This is a genomic window from Aeromonas sp. S15(2024) (assembly GCF_041402265.1).
Classification (GTDB): domain Bacteria; phylum Pseudomonadota; class Gammaproteobacteria; order Enterobacterales; family Aeromonadaceae; genus Aeromonas; species Aeromonas dhakensis.
In genome coordinates this window covers 114162-132495 of record NZ_JBGLQY010000009.1, presented here as the reverse complement: position 1 = coordinate 132495, position 18334 = coordinate 114162, and the positions used below count along the sequence as shown (strand labels likewise).

Genomic DNA, 18334 nt, shown 5'->3' with positions numbered 1-18334 from the left:
ATGAGCAGCTTTGCCTACAAGGGGCGCGACAGCCAGGGCAATGCCGTCAGCGGCGTGGTGGACGCGGCCAACGAGATGGCCGCGGCCGAGCAACTGATGCGTCGCGGCGTGATGCCGACCGAGTTGAAACCCGGCAAGGCGAAGGCGGCCGCCCTCGACTGGTCCCTGTTGCTGGAGCGGGGCGTGCGGCTGGACGAGCTGGTGGTGTTCAGCCGCCAGATGTATGCCCTGACCCGGGCCGGCATCCCCATCCTGCGCGCCATCGCCGGGCTGGAGGAGAGCGCCCACAGCAAGCCGCTCAAGCGGGCGCTGCACGCGCTGGGGGAGGATCTGGGCAACGGCCGGCCGCTGTCGAGTTCGATGCAGGCACACCCCAGGGTGTTCAGCAGCCTGTTCGTGGCCATCATCCACGTGGGGGAGAACACGGGTCAGCTGGAAGAGGCGTTCTTGCAACTGGCCAACTATTTCGAGCTGGAGCTGGAAACCCGCAAGCGGATCAAGACCGCCATGCGCTACCCCAGCTTCGTGCTGATTGCCATCGGCATCGCCATGGTGATCCTCAACATCATGGTGATCCCGGTCTTTGCCGGCATGTTCGCCAAATTTGGCGTCGAGCTGCCGCTGGCGACCCGGATCCTGCTCGCCACCTCCCACTTCTTCGTGCACTACTGGTGGGTGATGCTCGGCGTGCTGCTGGCCATGGTGTTTGGCTGGCGACACTGGGTCAGCACGGTCAAGGGCAAGCTGACCTGGCACAGATGGCAGCTCAAGTTGCCGATCGTCGGCACCATCATAGAGCGCTCCCTGCTGGCCCGCTTCGCCCGCAGCTTCTCCATGATGCTCAAGGCCGGGGTGCCGCTCAACACGGCACTGAGCCTGGTGGCCGACGCGGTGGACAACGCGCACATGGCGGGGCGGATCCGCGACATGCGGGCCGGCATCGAGCGGGGCGAGAGCCTGCTGCGTACCGCCGGGGCCAGCGGCCTGTTTACCCCGCTGGTGATGCAGATGATCGCGGTGGGGGAAGAGACCGGCCAGGTCGATGATCTGCTGCACGAGGCGGCCGAGTATTACGAACGGGAGGTGGATTATGACCTCAAGAGCCTCACCGCCCGGATCGAGCCGATCCTGATCGGGATCGTGGCGGTCATGGTATTGATCCTGGCGCTGGGTATCTTTACGCCGATGTGGGACATGATGCGGGCCGTACGCGGCAAATAGCCGGTATCTTTACCGTCACTGCGGGGCATGGTGTGCGCCGTACGTGGCAAATAACCGGTCAACGAGGCGGGATATGATGCGGGCGGTGTGGATAAGCGGCAGAGCGTGGAGCGAGACGGGTGAGTCGACAGTCACAACAGAATGAGCACTGGCTGGGAGGCTATCGGCGACTGGCTGCGGTGATCCTGTTGCTGATCATAGTGGCGACCCTGGCCCGGAGCTATCTTGTCCATCGGGAGGAGGCGCTGGCCGTCAGCCTGACCCTGCTGGGGGAGCAGTTTGCCGAGCGAGCCCAACGCCTGCACGGGCTCTGGCTCGAGCAGCGACGTCCGGCCCTGTTGCACGTCGACGGGGTGGCCTGGCAGTTTGATGCGCGGGGCTGGCCGCTGGGTAGCGGTGACCCGCTGACGCCCTCCGAGCATTGCCGCTGGCTGTGGGATCGGCTCATCGGCGCTACGGCCTCAACTCAGCCGCCGGTGCAGGCCCTAGCGAGCCAGGATGGCACCGGATGTGAGTTCGGCTTGGAACCTAATTGGCTGATTTATCACTTTTCTGACGGCAGAGTGCTGGGAAAGCCCCGAATGAGGCTTTTTTTGCGACCCAGCTAAATGATTTTTTTGTATCTACATGAAATAATGTGGGTTATTACGGAGGGTTCATGACAACAACGCGACTGGTTCCAAAATATGCCGGTGTGGCGAGCCCCCATCGGGCAGCGGGTTTCTCGTTGATCGAACTGGTGATCGTCATCGTCATCCTGGGGATCCTGGCGGTGACGGCCTTGCCCCGTTTTCTCGATGTGACCGACGAAGCCAAGAAAGCCAGCGTGGAGGGGGTCTCCGGCGGGTTTGCTACTGGCGTATCGCTGGTACGGGCTCAATGGGAGGCCGAAGGGCGCGCCAAGCAGGACAGCCTCAATACCGTACTCTATGACGGCTCCCGCTTCTACCTGACCACCCCGACCGATACCCAGGTCAGCAATGGCGAGCTGTCGCCCGGCTACCCCATGGATACCTCGGCGGGCGGTGGCATCGACGTGGATCCGGCCAACCTGACGGCCCCGCGCTGTCTCAAGATTTGGGAGGGTCTGCTGCAGAATCCGCCCAAGGCTACCACCAGCTTCAGCGAGGTGCGTGGTAGTGGCAATGACCTGAAATACTATGTCAGTGTGACCAATAACGGCCTGGACTCGGTCTGCCGCTACTATCTGGTCAATAGTTTGAGTAAGGGTAGTGATGGCAAGTATCAGGATCCGCAAGGCAGTACTGATGCATTCATGAGTTTCAGTTACCGTCCGGCTTCCGGTCAGGTGACCACCAATATTAATTGACAGAGGAAAACAAGATGAAAAAACAGGCGGGTTTTACCCTGATCGAACTGGTCATCGTGATCATCATTCTGGGTATCCTGGCAGTGACCGCTGCACCCAAGTTCCTGAATCTGCAGGATGATGCCAGAACGTCCACCTTGAAAGGTGTTGCTGGTTCCTTGAACTCTGCTGGTGCCATGGTTTACAGCAAGTCAGTTCTCAAAGGAAAAGACAAAGAAAGCACTGCTTACGACCTGGATCTGGGCAATGGAAAAACAGTTTCTACGCTGTTTGGCTACCCGGTTGCGACCTCTGCTGCGCTGTCAACTGTTGTTGAGTTGAATAGTACTGAATGGGCGTTTTCCGCACCGACTGGTTCCAGTCCTGCCGCCATCAAAATTTTCCCGAATGGCGTATCTACCACTTCTACCACTTGCTTCGTGACTTACACCGAGGCAACGTCGACTTCAGTACCGACAGCGGTGACCACTGACTGCAATTAATACAATGTTCGGATGAGCAGAGAGAGGTTCTCTCTGCTCATTTTTGATGGGTAAAAATGGTATGCGATCTATTTCAATGAGCAGACTTGGCTTTACCCTGATTGAACTGGTGATTGTGATCCTGTTGCTCGGGATTCTGGCCGCCTTTGCCGTGCCCAAATGGCTGGGCAAAGGCGGCGTTGAAACCCAAACCCTGCGTGATGAGCTGCTGACCCGGCTGCGGTTGGTGCAGACCATCAACATGCATGAACCTGCCGACCGCTGTACCCAGCTGGTGGTAGAGGCTTCCCGTTTTGCCCATATCACGCTGGCGGCGACCGGTGCTGGCTGTCCAGTCCCCGGCCCCATGGTCGGCTGGAGCGACAATCAGCGCACCCGTGGCCGCCTGGTCACCCCTTCCACCGGTATGAGCATCTCCCTCAATAACGCCAGCAGTTTCGTGATCCGTTTTGATCAGATGGGCAGGCCACTCGGCAGCTGTGTCACGGGTTGTACCCTGCTGGTGAGCTATGGCCAGGAGACGGGTGGCATCAAGATAGAGTCGGAGGGCTTCATTCATGAGAGCCCCTGATCGCGGTTTTACCCTGATTGAGCTCATCGTCGGCATAGTGCTGCTGGCGGTGGCCTTGACCGGCATCCTGGGTCTGCTCGTCAACCAGGCCCCCAGCGCGGTGGATCCGGTGCAGCAGGTGCGGGCGGCTCAGCTGGCCCAGCGGCTGGCCGGCGAGATCCAGCAAAAGTCGTTCGACGAGCAATCGGATCACAACGGCGGTCGTTATCGCTGTGGTGAAGTGGTGACTGGTGTCACCATCCCGGCCTGCTCGACCCGCTACGGTCCGGACGGCGAACCCACCCCCTATGCGTTCAACGACGTGGACGATTTCGATACCGCCGGCAACTGGCAGGATGCCAGCTTCTACACTCAGAGCGGCGGCATCATCGCCAGCGACGAGTATCGCAACTATCAGGTCAGGATTGCGGTGAGTCCGGTCGACTTCAGCGATGGCACCTTCAACAACACCTGTCTGGCCCCTTGTTCGGTGGGCAAGCGCATCGATCTGCAGATCAAGCTGCCGGATGAGAGCGTGCTCGACTTCTCCTTCTATCGGGGCAACTACTGATGCGGACGGCGGGCGGTTTTACCCTGATCGAACTGGTGATGGTGATCCTGCTGCTGGGGATCATGGCCACCTTCGCCAGCCAGTTCATCGGCATTGGCAGCCAGATCTACGGGGATGCCAGCAGCCGCGAGCAGCTGATGAGCGATGCCCGCTTTGCCATGGAGCGGCTCAACCGCGAGGTACGCAATGCGTTGCCGGGTTCGGAGCGCATCGAGACGCTGGACGGCAGCTGGAGCGACAGCGGCCCCTGCCTGCGCTTCTGGCCCATCAGCACCTCCAGCCGTTACATCGCCCTGAACCGGAATGTGTCCGGCAGCACAACCACCCTCGAATTGGTGATGGCCACCCCTGCCTCGGCCGTCGATCCCTTAAGCACGGATGCCAGTGCAGTCGCGGTGGGGGATCTGCTGGCCATTTTCCCGCTGCCCGATGCCAACCAGCCTTCGCTCAGCAATGGTTGCGAGTACGGGCGCTGCGTCGCCAGGGTCACCGAAGTGCTGGCTCCGGTTTCGGGGGCTCAGACCCTGCGCTACGCAGCGACCGAGAGTCTGGCCGGTCTCTCCCCTGGTAGCCGGGTCTACTTTGCCCGCGAACAGGTACGCTATTGTGTGCAGGCGGGATCCATGTACCGCGCCAGCATGGCGCTGAATGGTACAAGCGCGGCCATGCCGCTGGGGATCCTGATGGCCGACGCCCTGCGGGCCGGCTCTTTCTACCGGGAGGCCACGGCCTTCAACAGCGAAGGGGAGTTCGGCGTGCGGCTGGTGTTCGAGCGCAAGGGGGAAGCGGTCACCTTCAACCACAAGCTGGGGGTGTTCAATGTTCCCTGAGCGGCGCCAGAGCAAGAAGATGGGGGGCAGTGCCCTGCTGATCGCCCTGTTCGTGATCGTGGTGATGGCCATGCTGGCGGCGGTCATGGGGCGTTTTCTGCTCGACAGCAGCGAGAAGAACACGGTGGAGGTGCGCAGCGTGCGCGCCCTGCTGGCGGCCCAGAGCGGGCTGGAGCTGGCGCTCTATCGACTGTTCCCCAACCGGACGGCGGCCCAGCCCCAGCCACCGGCACAGTGCGAGCCCAGCAGGACGATCAGTTTCGCCGGCAACCCCGGGCTGGTCGACTGTCAGGCGGTGGTGCAGTGCCGCACCCTGGCGACCAGCTACAACAACGTGACGAGCACCGGCTATCGGCTCGAGAGTGTCGGCACCTGCGGTTTGCGCAATGACCTGACCAGTGCCAGTCCAGACTTCAGGGTGAGCCGTACCCTGATGGTCGAAGCGTATGACGGAGGCTGATGATGAAATGGTTGTGGGCGCTGGCCCTCTTCACTGGCCAGGTCTGGGCCTTCGATCCCATCGATACCGGCACCTTCTTCCCGGCCGTGGTGCAGGGTCATCATGATGACAACAACGATGTCTGCCATCAGATCAGCGGCTATCAGCTGAGCCAGCTCAACAACGCCAAGATCAACGGTACCGGCGGGTTGCCGCTCAACTTCTGCTCCATCCAGCCGGATCAGAACAATACTCCCCGTTGCGATAACGGAGCGGGAGGCTACAAGGTCTGCGCCATCACCGGCAGCGATATCCGCGGCCTTGCGCTGACAGGCAACAACAAGTTCCCTTCCATCACCTCGGTCATGCCGCTGTTGTGTCAACAGGGCCAGCAGACCGCTCTCTTCTCGGACTATGGTACCGCCACGGTCGAGGGCTGTACCGTGACTTTCCCCAGCCGCAACGCCTACCAGATCAAGTCGTTGAGCGTGCGCAACAATGGCGTGCTGGTTCTGGGGGACGGCGATTATTTCATCGATGCACTGGTACTCGACAATGCCACCATCCGCCTCTCCGGCAGCGGCACCACCCGCATCTTTGTCAACAAGGATGTCAAGCTGGTCAACACGGTCAACATCAATGCGACCAATCAGGGCAGCCTTGTCTGGGTCAGCTATGGCGACATGACCATCGACAACAACACCAGGTTTTATGGCTATCTCTACACCGACGGCCGCTTGACCATGAACAACAATGCCACCGTCTATGGCAGGGTGACGGCCCGCTACCTGAGTATGGATACCCAGTCCAGCATCAACGACTACGCGGTGCCGCCGCCGTTGACCTGCTTTACCGACGGTTTCGACAGCGGCCAGATCAACCCGGACAGCTGGGTGGTGGCCCAGCGCAACAACAGTACCCTGCCATCGGTACAAAATGGCCGCCTGCGACTCACCCAGAACGTCACCGATCAGGCCACCTCGGCGACCTTCCAGCGCCTCTTTCCGGGGGCCGGCAACCTGGTGACGATCGAATTCGATCAATACGCCTACAAGACCTCTGGCACGAGCGGGGCAGACGGCATGGCGGTTGTGCTCTCCGATTCGACCCTGACGCCGCAGCCGGGGGCCTTCGGCGGCCCGCTGGGCTATGGCTACAAACCCGGTATCAGCGGCTTTGCTGGCGGCTGGCTCGGGGTCGGGCTCGATGAGTACGGCAACTACGCCAACGAGGGGGGCAATTATAATCCGGGGTCACGGCCGCAGGCGGTCTCCATCCGCGGCTCCGGGTCTGGCACCGCAGGCTACAACTATCTCGCCGGTACCGGCAGCTACCTGAACCCGACCGTCGACAGCGGCACCAACGGCAATCGGCCCCATCGCTATCGCATCACGGTCGACTCCCGGGTGGCTGGCAGCTCGCTGGCCACGGTGGAGCGGGATACCGGGGCTGGCTACAGCTCCCTGATCGGCCCCCTCAACATGGCGAGCCAGGCCGGTCAGGCGGCGGTGCCGGCCAATTTCCTGCTGTCGCTGACCGGATCCACCGGCTCGGTCACCAACTACCACGAGATAGACAACGTGCGGATCTGCGCCCTGCGATCCAGCCCGGTAGGTACCCAGATCGATCACTTCGAGTTCGATCACAGCGGCAATGCGCTGACCTGCAACCCGGAAACCCTCACCATCCGGGCCTGTGCCAACCCGGATTGCAGCGTGCTGATCACCGATCCGGTCAGCGCGACCCTGCTCCCCACCACGACGACCAGCGGCGGCTGGGTCGGGGGCAACGTAGTCAACTTCAGCGGCGGCAGCACAACATTGCAGCTCAGAAACACGACGGCAGGCGCGGTCACCGTGGGGGTCAGTGGTTCGACGCCCTCGACCAAGCCGCTCAGCACCACCCTCTGCCGCTCGGGTGGCGGGGCGCTGAGCAGCGCCGCCTGCACCCTCACCTTTGCCGACAGCGGCTTCATCTTCGATGTGCCCGACACCTACTCGAACCAGCCGCAGACGGTGGCCATCAAGGCGGTCAAGAAGAGCGACGTGACCAAGCAGTGCGTACCGGGGTTTGCCAACCAGAGCAAGAGCATCAAGTTCTGGAGCAGCTATGTCTCGCCCGCCAGCAACATCTACAACAGCAGAATGAGCGTCAACAACAGCGTGATCGGCACCAGCCAGGGCAATGCCACTGCGCTCTCCCTCAACTTCGATGCCCAGGGGCAGTCGAGCATGACGGTCACCTATCCGGATGCCGGCAAGGTTCAGCTGGATGCCCGCTACGACGGCACCGGCAGTGAAGCTGGCCTGATGATGCTGGGCTCGGATGCGTTTGTGGCGCGGCCGGTGGGGCTCTGCATCACGACCGCAGCGGCAGCATGTACGGGCAACTATGCCAGCTGCCCGATCTTCAAGAAGGCGGGGGAATCATTTCAGGTCGACATCAAGGCGGTGGCCTGGGAGTCAGCCAACGACGGCGACATCTGCACCGGCAATCTCGCGACCCCCAATTTCTCGCTCAGCGGCATCGCCCTGAGCAATACCCTGGTGGCACCGACGCCGGGCAGTACCGCCAGCCTGGGTAAAACCAGTTATGACCATGGTGCCGCGGCCAACGGGACGACCAGCATGGAACAGAGCGTCAGCGAGGTGGGAGTGTTCAGGCTGACGGCGACCCCGCCGACCAACGGCTACTTCAATACCACGGTCCCGCCGAGCCAGAGCCAGCCGGTGGGCCGCTTCATCCCGGCCGACTTCGAGCTGGTGAGCGGCGACATAGTGCCGGCCTGCAATGTCTTCTCTTATATGGGGCAGCCCTTCGGGGTTGCGCTGGATGTGCGCGCCCGCAACCTGGCCGGTGCCCAGACGGCAAATTACACGGGGGATTTCGCCAAGGGCAGTGCGTTTATCACTGTGGCCAACGACAAGGATGGCAAGACCTTGTCGAGCCGCCTGCGCAGCCTGCAGCCGCTGCCGTGGCTCGATGGACGCGCCGCCTTTACCGGCAGCAGCGAGTTTGTTCGCGTGTCTGACGTCCAGCCGGATGGCCCCTACAAGTCGCTGCTGTTTGGCCTCTACATGCGGGATAACGATGGCGACAGAAGCCTGATCGCCATGCCCAATTTCAACGACGGGGTGGTGGGTGACTGCAGTGGTGGCAGTTGCAACGCCCGCCTGATCGACACAGTGCCGATGCAGGTCTATTTCGGCCGGCTGCTGGCGAAGACCGAGACCGGGGTGGCATCGGCCGCCTTGGCCGTGGCGCAGCAGATGCAGTATTACGAGGCCGGTGGCTGGCAGCAAAACAGGCTGGATCAATGCACCCTGCTGTCGCTGGCCAATCAGGGCTTCAGCTTCTCGGGCGCAGGCCAGAGCCTCGATACTGCCAGCAGCGAGCTCAACATAGGGGGCAATCGCAAGATAAAGCTGGGGCTGGGCAGCTCGCCACCGGGCGGCATGGCGGCGGTGGCCAAAGATGGCGAGATCCTGCTGCAGTTTGGCAAACCCGAGATGGCGGTGCGCATTCCGTACCGGGTGGAGCTAGCGAAACAGCCGACACAACCACTCTGGCTGTCGGATCCCCAGACCCTGCAGGGGGAGGCCATTTTCGGCTCAAGTCGCGGTAATGACAGAATTATTTATCGGCGCGAAGTGATGCATTGAGCGGGGCTGCGGGGGCGCTGGCTGGCCGCCGACCCCCTATCCCCTTGTTTATTAGCGTTTGCCGGCTTGTGCGGGTGAGTGATGACTCGCATTTTTGTCGCGCCCGATGGGCTGGCGACAGTTTGAGCGCTTGCCGATTGGGGTGGGCATTGGTAAAGTTAGCCGGTTTTCTGCACCTCCAAATTCTTAGGATTTCCCGTAGCCATGTTCAAAAAGCTCAGAGGCGTCTTTTCCAACGATCTGTCGATCGACTTGGGAACTGCCAACACCCTGATCTATGTAAAAGATCAAGGGATCGTCCTTAACGAACCCTCAGTTGTCGCCATTCGCCAAGAGCGCGGGAACGCCAAATCGGTCGCTGCTGTCGGTCATGCCGCCAAGCAGATGCTGGGTCGTACCCCGGGTAACATCTCCGCCATTCGCCCGATGAAAGACGGCGTGATCGCCGACTTCTACGTGACCGAGAAGATGCTGCAGCACTTCATCAAACAGGTTCACGACAACAACTATTTCCGCCCCAGCCCGCGTGTGCTGGTGTGCGTACCGTGCGGCTCCACCCAGGTGGAACGTCGCGCCATCAAGGAATCCGCTCTGGGCGCCGGCGCCCGCGAGGTTTACCTGATCGATGAACCCATGGCTGCCGCCATCGGTGCCGGCCTGCCGGTCTCCGAAGCGACCGGCTCCATGGTGGTGGACATCGGTGGTGGTACCACCGAAGTGGCCATCATCTCCCTGAACGGTGTGGTTTACTCCCAGTCCGTCCGCATCGGCGGCGACAAGTTCGACGAAGCCATCATCAGCTACGTGCGCCGCAACTACGGCAGCCTGATCGGGGAAGCTACCGCCGAGCGCATCAAGCACGAGATCGGCTCCGCCTATCCTGGCGAAGAGGTGCGCGAGATCGAAGTGCGTGGTCGCAACCTGGCCGAAGGTGTGCCGCGCAGCTTCACCCTGAATTCCAACGAGATTCTGGAAGCGCTGCAAGAGCCGCTGTCCGGCATCGTCTCCGCCGTGATGGTGGCGCTGGAGCAGTCTCCGCCCGAGCTGGCCTCCGACATCTCCGAGCGCGGCATGGTGCTGACCGGTGGTGGTGCCCTGCTCAAAGATATCGACCGTCTGCTGATGGAAGAGACCGGCATCCCTGTGGTGGTGGCCGAAGATCCGCTGACTTGCGTGGCCCGTGGCGGCGGCAAGGCGCTGGAGCTGATCGATATGCACGGTGGCGATCTGTTCCACTACGAATAAGACCCAAAGCCGGCCAGCGTGCCGGCTCTTTTTTGACGACCCATGAAACCCATTTTTGGTAGAGGCCCTTCGCTTCAGTTACGGTTGTTTCTCGCCGTCATCATCTCCATTGCTGCCATCGTCGCGGACTCCCGCTTCGGTGTGTTCAGCCACGTCCGCGTCTACCTCAGCTCACTCGTCAGCCCGCTGCAATACATGGCCAATGCGCCAGGCACCCTGCTTGACACCATGTCGACCCAGGTGCAGACCCGGGCCGGCCTCATCGAGCAGACCAAGCAGCAGGAACAACAGCTGTTCACCCTGCGCTCGCGCCTGCTCAAGATGGATCATCTGGAGCACGAGAACCAGCGCCTACGCGAGCTGCTCGGTTCGCCGGTGCACAAGGAGTCCCGCAAGATGGTGGCCGAGCTGCTGTCGGTGGATTCCGACCCCTTCAGCCATCAGGTGCTGATCAACAAGGGGGCGCTGGACGGTGTCTACAACGGCCAGCCGGTGATCAACGATCAGGGGGTGATAGGTCAGGTGCTGCACGTGGGCTCCACCACCAGCCGCGTCCTGCTCATCACCGACTCCAGCCACGGCATCCCGGTGCGGGTGCTGCGCAACGACTTGCGTGCCATTGCCTCCGGCAGCGGCGAGCTCGACAAGCTGGAGCTGCGCAACCTGCCGCGCAATACCGACGTGCAGGTCGGCGATCTGCTGGTCACCTCGGGCCTCGGCGGCCGTTTCCCGGAGGGGTATCCGGTAGCGACCGTGACCCGCTCCGACTACGTGGAGGGCAAGCCCTTCGCCCAGGTCGAGGCCAAGCCGCTGGTGGCGCTGGACCGCCTGCGTTACCTGCTGCTGCTGTGGACCGACAAGAAACCGGAAGTGCATGACGATGAAGAGGCCCCGGCTACCACGCCGGCGCCTTCTGCTGCGGGAGCGACGCGCTGATGTTACAACCCGCCAGCGGCAGGATCTGGATCTGGATCTCGATCCTGCTGGCCTTGAGCCTGTCGATCCTGCCGCTTCCTTTCCAACTCGAACCCTTCCGGCCTGACTGGCTCGCCATGGTGCTCATCTACTGGGCGCTGGCGTTGCCGCACCGGACCAACGTCGGTACCGCCTGGGTGGCGGGCCTGCTGCTGGACGTGCTGCTCGGCAGCACCCTCGGCGTGCGGGCCATGGCGATGGCCATCACCACCTATCTGGCGGCGTTCCAGTTCCAGAAGATCCGCAACTTCTCCCTCTGGCAACAGGCGCTGATCATCGGCTGCCTCTCGCTGGTGGGCAAGGTGACCATCTTCTGGGCCGAGCACCTGTTCAGCCGGGCCAGCCTCAATTTCGCCTACTTCTGGTCGACCCTGAGCACCATGCTAATATGGCCCTGGGTTTTCCTGGTCTTGCGCAAGGTGCGCCGGCGCTTCAATATCAAGTGAATGTGAGTAAAAACAACTAATTGTAACCGAACCTCATCTCATCAAGCGATTATGAACAAGCACAACGAACTGCAACTCTATCTCGCCTCGGGCTCACCCCGCCGCCACGAACTGTTGACCCAGCTGGGTTACCGTTTCGAAGTCCTCAAGCTGGATGTGCCGGAACAGCGGGAAGAGGGTGAAAAGCCCCAGGATTACGTGTGCCGGCTGGCCCGCGACAAGGCGATGGCCGGCGTGGCCGCCGCGCCCACGGCGCTGCCGGTACTGGGGGCCGACACCATAGTGGTGCTGGGTGACCGGGTGCTGGAGAAGCCCTCCGATCTGCTCGATGCCAAGGACATGCTGGAGGCGCTCTCCGGCAAGGTGCATCAGGTAATGACGGCGGTGGCGCTGGCCACTCCGGAGCGCTGCGACGTGCGGCTGGTCACCACCAACGTGGCCTTTCGCAAGCTGGACGAGGCCGAGATCGAGGCTTACTGGCGTACCGGCGAGCCGTGCGACAAGGCCGGCGCCTATGCTATCCAGGGCATCGCCGGCAAGTTCGTCAGCCGCATCGAGGGGAGCTACAGCGCCGTGGTCGGCCTGCCCCTGCTGGAAACGGATCTGCTGATCAAGCATCATCTGGAACAGATCCGCTAATCCCGTCGCCGCCGTGGTCAGCGCCGCCCGCCTCGCTGGCCGGCATGGCATTCGAACAGGGCGGCCAGAATTTGAAGCCATCACAGGCAAGGCATAGGTCGGTGACAACCGCCGGCTGTTTCTTACTGCGTTACTCACCGGTTGCGCGCCGGTTTGGCTGCCAGAATTTAAAACTAGAAAGGCAAGGTAACTTATGTCGGTAGAACTGCTGGTAAACGTCACCCCCTCCGAAACCCGGGTCGCCCTGGTCGAAAACGGTCTGCTGCAGGAAGTGCACGTGGAGCGTCAGGCCAAGCGCGGCATCGTCGGCAACATCTACAAGGGCAAGATCAGCCGGGTGCTGCCCGGCATGCAGGCGGCCTTCGTCGACATCGGCATGGACAAGGCCGCCTTCCTGCACGCCTCCGACATAGTGCCGCACACCGAGTGCGTGGCGGTGAAGGAGAAGGAGCAGTTCCAGGCCGGCAACATCGCCGAGCTGGTGCGCCAGGGGCAGGACATCATGGTGCAGGTGGTGAAAGATCCGCTAGGCACCAAGGGGGCCCGCCTCACCACCGACATCACCTTGCCGTCCCGCTATCTGGTGTTCATGCCGGGCAGCGCCCACGTCGGCGTTTCCCAGCGCATCGAATCCGAGGCGGAGCGCGAGCGCCTCAAGCGCACCGTGGCCGGCTATGTGGACGAGCTGGGTGGCTACATCATCCGCACCGCCGCCGAAGGGGTGGGCGAGCAGGAGCTGGAGCAGGATGCCGCCTTCTTGAAGCGCCTGTGGCGCAAGATCCTGGAGCGCAAGCAGAAGTACCCCCCCTGCAAGATCCTCTACGAGGATCCCAGCCTGGCCTTTCGGGTGGTGCGCGACTTCGTCGGCGCCGAGCTCGACAAGATCCGGGTCGACTCGCGCCAGAGCTTCGATCAGCTCAAGCGCTTCACCGAGGAGTACGTGCCTGAGCTGGCCGGCAAGCTGGAGTACTACTCCGGCGAATCCCCCATCTTCGATCTCTACGACGTGGAGAACGAGATCCAGCGTGCGCTGGAGCGCAAGGTTGAGCTCAAATCCGGCGGCTACCTCATCATCGACCAGACCGAAGCCATGACCACGGTGGACATCAACACCGGGGCCTTCGTCGGCCATCGCAATCTGGAAGAGACCATCTTCAACACCAACGTCGAGGCGACGGCGGCCATCGCCCGCCACCTGCGGCTGCGCAACCTCGGCGGCATCATCATCATCGACTTCATCGACATGCAGTCCGAGGATCATCGCCGGCGGGTGCTGCACAGCCTGGAGCAGGCGCTGTCGAAGGACCGCGCCAAGACCAACGTCAACGGCTTCTCCCAGCTCGGCCTGGTGGAGATGACCCGCAAGCGTACCCGCGAGAGCCTGGAGCACGTGCTCTGCTCCGAGTGCCCCGAGTGCAAGGGGCGCGGCCGGGTCAAGACGGTGGAGTCGGTCTGCTTCGAGATCCTGCGGGAGATCATCCGGGTCAACCGGGCTTACGACGCGGATCAGTTCACCGTCTACGCCGCTCCGGCGGTGGCCGACTATCTGCGGGGCGAGGAGTCTCACAGCCTGGCGGAGCTGGAAGTGTTCATCGGCAAGCAGGTCAGGGTGGTAAGCGAGCCCCTCTGTGGGCAGGAGCAGTTCGACGTGGTGATGATGTAATTGGTCTATCGCTGGCTGAGTCGGGGCTGGTTGGCCCTCGGGGTCTTCTTCGTGCTGCTGGCCATCCTGGTCAGTCTGGTGCGTGTTGGCGGCCCCCTGCTCAATCAGCACAGGCAGGCGCTGCTCGATACCCTGCTGGCCGACAGCAAGCTGGAGGCCAGCGTCGATCGCATCGGGCTGGACTGGACCCAGCGTGGCCCGGCCCTCGAGCTGCAGCAGCTGGTGATCGCGCCGAATTCGGGTCGCTTCGCCCTGCGCCTTGGCAAGGTGTGGGCCCACCTCGACTTCTGGCGCTCCCTCAACGAACTCAAGCCGGTATTCGGTCAGCTGATCCTGAGTGATGGCGACATAGCGCTGGATCTGGGCCAGCCCGCGGAGCCGGAAAGCGGCGACGGCAGCGACCAGCAGCAGGCCCTGCTGCGTTTTCTGCTGACCCAGCTCTCCACCTTCGATATTCACGACACCCGCCTCAGCCTCACCACGGCGCTGGGGGAGGTGCGGGCCCTCGACATCGCCCAGCTGCGCTGGCAGAACCGCGGCAAGCGCCACCAGGGGGTCGGCAAGGCCTATCTCATCAACGGGGTGGGCGAGAGTACCCTCGACCTCATCGTCGACGTGGATGCCCCCCAGGTGCGGCTCGACCGGCTCAAGGGCCAGCTCTATCTGGGGGCCCGTCAGCTAGATATCAGCCCCATGCTGGCGCGCACCCATGCAGGGGAGCCCAAGGTGAGCGGCCAGCTCGACTTCCAGCTCTGGAGCGAGTTCAAGGCCGGTCAGCTGGGGGACTCGCTGCTGGCGTTTGGCGACAACTACCTCATCTGGCAGGATGAAAAAAAACAGGGTGACCTGCACCGGCTCGGGCTGCAGGGGGGCAAGATCCAGCTGCGCCGGGACGGCAAGGAGTGGCAGTTTGCCAGCCACGATGTCACCTTCAAGCTCGACGGCAAGCCCTGGCTGCACAGCCGGTTGCAGCTCGAGCGAGTCGGCGATCGCATCCAGGGCTATGTGCCGGCCATCGATCTGGACCAGATCGCCAACCTGAGCCAGCTGGTATCGGGGATCTATCCCGAACTGACCGAGACCCTCAAACGCACCCGCCCGACCGGCAAGATTGAGGATCTGATCCTGCAGGCGGATGCCGGCTGGCAGGGGCTCTCCGTCAGCGGCCAGCTCTCCCACATCAGGGTCAACGCCTGGCGCGACGTGCCCGGCGTGCGCGACCTCAACGGTGAGTTCTGGCTCACTCCGACCGGCGGCAGCGCCAGGCTGCAACTGGCAAACGATGCCATAGACCCGGCCCGCCACTTCAAGGAGCCGATCCCCGTTGACCGCTTCTCGGCGCGGCTCGACTGGTGGCAGGTACCGCAGGGCTGGGTGCTTTATGGCCAGGATCTGGTGCTGGACAACCCGGACTTGAGCCTCGCCAGCCGCTTTCGGCTCGAGCTGTTCGAACACCCCTTCCTCGCCCTGACCGGCCGCATCGACGTCAAGAATGCGGCCAACGCCGACCGTTACTATCCGCTGCAGGTGATGGACAAGAGCCTGGTGGACTACCTGAGCGGGGCCATCAAGGGGGGCAAGGCCAAGGGGGCTGACCTGCTCTGGTATGGCGAGTTCCGCGACTTCCCCTACAGCAAGGGCGAGGGCATCTTCCAGGTGGCGGTGCCGCTCAAGCAGGCCTCCTACGAATTTTTCCCCGGTTGGCAACCGCTCACCGACCTGCAGATCGATCTGCTGTTCCAGAACGCCAGCCTCGACATGAACAGCCGCGCTACCCGGCTCGGCAAGGCCAGCTCCGACTCGGTGCACGCCTGGATCCCGGATCTCTACCCGGGGGCCCACCTCTACGTGGATGCCAAGGTTGAGGGCGAGGGCAAGGCCATCAGCGACTATCTGCAGGACTCGCCGCTCGGCGGCTCGGTCGGTCAGGCGCTGCGGGAGGTGGAGATCCGCGGCCCCATGAAGGGCTCGGTCAAGCTGGATATTCCGCTGGATGGCGAGAGTGAGGTCAAGGCCAGCGGCGACGCCCTGTTCAGCAACAACAAGGTGCGGATCACCAGCCTGGATCTGCCGCTGGAGCAGGTGCAGGGGCGGCTCGAGTATGACAACGAGCAGACCCGCTTCAGCAACCTCAAGGCGAGCCTGTGGAACCAGCCGCTCACCCTCGACTATCAGGGCCGCCAACAGCCCAATCGCTATCAGGTCGATCTCAAGTTCAAGGGGCAGTGGGACAGCCGCCGCCAGCGCCAGGACATCCCGGCGCTGGCCATCCTCAAGGGGCGCAGCAACTGGGCCGGCAGCCTGGGGCTGACCCTGCCAAACGATCAGCCGTTCAGCTTCCAGCTGGCGCTCGACTCCAACCTGCAGGGCATGGGACTGGATCTGCCTGCACCGCTCGCCAAGGCGGCCGACAGCCGGCTGCCGCTCAAGGTGACCGCCCGCGGCCGCGACGGCAGTGCCGACATTCGCGCCGTGCTGGGGGCCGACGTCGACATGCAGAGCCGGCTGGTGTACGGCGACGGCGTGCCCTACCTCAGCCGGGTGCGGGTGGACGTGGGTCAGCCCGGTGCCCGGGTGCTGCGCGACCGGCCCATGCTGCTCGCCATCAACCAGCAGCAGGCCGACGTGGCCGGCTGGCTGGCCCGCCTCAAGCAGTGGCTGCCAGCCGGCACGGCGCCGAGCGGCAATGCGGTGGTGGGTCCCTCTTTCTTGCCGCAGGAGTGGTGGGTAGACGGCCAGCTGGCCCGCGCCGACATCGGCAGCGCCAACCTCAAGGCGGTGCACTTCACCGTGGGGCCGGTCAATCAGGCCACCGAGGTGATGATCGACAGCCCGGACGTGATGGGGGTGGTGCGCCTGCCGGTGTCCGAGCGTCAGCCCATCGATGCCAAGTTCGCCCGTATCTACTGGTCCGGCAAGAGTTCGGATCTGAGCCCGGATCCCGATGCGAGACAGGACAAGGCCATCATGGATGCCATCCCCTGGCTCACCTTCAGCTGTGTGGATTGCCGCTTCGGTGAATTGCCGCTGGGGGAGGTGAAAGGGGAGCTGATCCCGGGGGCCGACAAGCTGAGCCTCAAGGGGCTGGAGATGCGGCTGGCGGGCAGCCAGCTGAACGGCAGCGCCGAGTGGCTGGCCGGAGCGGACGGCATGCAGACCCGCGCCCGCGCCCACATCAGCAGCAACAACAGCGAGCTGCTGCTCAAGCGGCTCGGCTACACCTCGCCCATCGGCGATGCGCCCGGCAAGATGGCGCTGGACTTGAGCTGGCGCGACGTGCCCTACCGGCCGAACCTGCCGACCCTGGCCGGCAAGGTCGACTACCAGCTGGAAGGGGGCACCCTGCGCGAGGTCAACGACAAGGGGGCGCGACTGCTCTCCCTGCTCAGCCTCGACTCATTGTTGCGCAAGCTGCGCCTCGATTTTCGCGACGTGTTCGACAAGGGCTTCTACTTCGAGTCCATGTCGGCCTCCGCCAGGATCAAGCAGGGGGTGGTGGAGAACGACGACTTCTACATGAAGGGGGCGGCCGGCAACCTGCGCGGCGAGGGCATCGCCGATCTGGTGCGCTGGCGGCTCGACTATGAGCTGAGCTTCTCCCCCAACCTGGGCGGCACCCTGCCGGTGGTGGCGGCCTTCTCGCTGACCCCCATCACCGGGCTCTACGTGCTGGCGCTCTCCAAGCTGCTGGAGCCGGTGGTGGATGTGGTCACCCGCATCGATTTTCGGGTCTCAGGCCCGCTCGACGATCCCAAACTGATCGAGGCGGGGCGCAACCGGGCCCGCATCAAGCTCAACCAGCAGCAGAAGGAGGCGGTCGACGCCGTGGCCCCCAACCTGCCGGCGCAGGAAGTAACCCCCTTCCTGCTCAGCCCCAAGCACGCCGGCCCCGCCCAGCGCTGAGCGGGCGGCCCGGCACCATCACAAGGAGTGAGCCATGATCCGACATATCCTGCTGATCGCCTTCAAGCCGGGCACCCAGCCTGAACAGATAGACGCGGTGCGCGCCGCCTTTCTCGCCATTCCTCATCAGGTCAGCGGCGTGCTGGCGGTGGAGTGGGGGCGGGATGACAGCCCGGAGGGGCGAGCCGAGGGCTTCACCCACAGCGTGCTGATGACCTTTGCCGATGAGGCTGCCCGCCAGCGTTATCTGCCCCACCCGGATCACGATGCCCTCAAGGCCATCTTCCGCCCGGTGCTGGAACGCATCATAGTGCTGGATTACATCCTGCAGGCCGACGATGCGGTCAGCATCTGACACTAGCAACAACGACAAGGAGC

General features: G+C 63.1%; 16 protein-coding genes. All 16 read left to right on the top strand.

The window, feature by feature from the left end; all coding sequences use genetic code 11:
- Positions 1-1221: an MSHA fimbrial biogenesis protein MshG gene (gene mshG, locus ACB033_RS17375; RefSeq protein ID WP_010635376.1), complete on the top strand. Its 1221-nt coding sequence runs from the start codon at positions 1-3 to the stop codon at positions 1219-1221.
- 119 nt (positions 1222-1340) lie between these two features.
- Complete coding sequence (locus ACB033_RS17370) at positions 1341-1829, top strand: hypothetical protein (protein WP_371140661.1); 489 nt, start codon at positions 1341-1343, stop codon at positions 1827-1829.
- Between the two features lie 50 nt (positions 1830-1879).
- A complete protein-coding gene (gene mshB / locus ACB033_RS17365; RefSeq protein WP_005308090.1) occupies positions 1880-2551 on the top strand; it encodes an MSHA fimbrial major subunit MshB in 672 nt (223 codons plus the stop codon).
- Positions 2552-2565: 14 nt separating this feature from the next.
- A complete protein-coding gene (locus tag ACB033_RS17360; RefSeq protein WP_005308091.1) occupies positions 2566-3033 on the top strand; it encodes a prepilin-type N-terminal cleavage/methylation domain-containing protein in 468 nt (155 codons plus the stop codon).
- Between the two features lie 76 nt (positions 3034-3109).
- Positions 3110-3604, top strand: a complete 495-nt coding sequence (locus ACB033_RS17355) for a type II secretion system protein (protein WP_139726146.1) — start codon at positions 3110-3112, stop codon at positions 3602-3604.
- Positions 3591-4154, top strand: coding sequence for a prepilin-type N-terminal cleavage/methylation domain-containing protein (locus tag ACB033_RS17350; protein WP_139726145.1), 564 nt, complete (start codon positions 3591-3593; stop codon positions 4152-4154). The genes ACB033_RS17355 and ACB033_RS17350 overlap by 14 nt, the downstream gene beginning before the upstream one ends.
- Positions 4154-4984: a PilW family protein gene (locus ACB033_RS17345; RefSeq protein WP_139726144.1), complete on the top strand. Its 831-nt coding sequence runs from the start codon at positions 4154-4156 to the stop codon at positions 4982-4984. The genes ACB033_RS17350 and ACB033_RS17345 overlap by 1 nt, the downstream gene beginning before the upstream one ends.
- Entirely contained in the window at positions 4974-5444 is a 471-nt protein-coding gene (locus ACB033_RS17340) for a hypothetical protein (RefSeq protein ID WP_010635369.1), read from the top strand. Before ACB033_RS17345 ends, ACB033_RS17340 begins: the two co-directional genes overlap by 11 nt.
- Positions 5444-9085 carry a DUF6701 domain-containing protein gene (locus ACB033_RS17335; protein ID WP_139726143.1) on the top strand — a complete coding sequence of 1214 codons (3642 nt, stop codon included), beginning with the start codon at positions 5444-5446 and terminating at the stop codon, positions 9083-9085. Before ACB033_RS17340 ends, ACB033_RS17335 begins: the two co-directional genes overlap by 1 nt.
- 204 nt (positions 9086-9289) lie before the next feature.
- Positions 9290-10330, top strand: coding sequence for a rod shape-determining protein (locus ACB033_RS17330; RefSeq protein ID WP_005308111.1), 1041 nt, complete (start codon positions 9290-9292; stop codon positions 10328-10330).
- 42 nt (positions 10331-10372) lie between these two features.
- Positions 10373-11266, top strand: a complete 894-nt coding sequence (gene mreC, locus ACB033_RS17325) for a rod shape-determining protein MreC (RefSeq protein WP_024942712.1) — start codon at positions 10373-10375, stop codon at positions 11264-11266.
- Positions 11266-11751, top strand: coding sequence for a rod shape-determining protein MreD (gene mreD, locus ACB033_RS17320; protein ID WP_005308115.1), 486 nt, complete (start codon positions 11266-11268; stop codon positions 11749-11751). Before mreC ends, mreD begins: the two co-directional genes overlap by 1 nt.
- 51 nt (positions 11752-11802) lie before the next feature.
- On the top strand, positions 11803-12390 hold the full coding sequence (locus ACB033_RS17315; protein WP_005308118.1) for a nucleoside triphosphate pyrophosphatase: 588 nt from the start codon (positions 11803-11805) through the stop codon (positions 12388-12390).
- Between the two features lie 193 nt (positions 12391-12583).
- Positions 12584-14053, top strand: a complete 1470-nt coding sequence (gene rng, locus ACB033_RS17310) for a ribonuclease G (RefSeq protein WP_005308119.1) — start codon at positions 12584-12586, stop codon at positions 14051-14053.
- Complete coding sequence (locus ACB033_RS17305) at positions 14054-17956, top strand: YhdP family protein (RefSeq protein WP_371140660.1); 3903 nt, start codon at positions 14054-14056, stop codon at positions 17954-17956.
- 34 nt (positions 17957-17990) lie between these two features.
- The gene (locus tag ACB033_RS17300; RefSeq protein ID WP_371140659.1) at positions 17991-18311 is read left to right on the top strand and encodes a Dabb family protein; all 321 of its coding nucleotides are present in this window, start codon (positions 17991-17993) and stop codon (positions 18309-18311) included.
- The last annotated feature ends 23 nt before the right edge of the window (positions 18312-18334 follow it).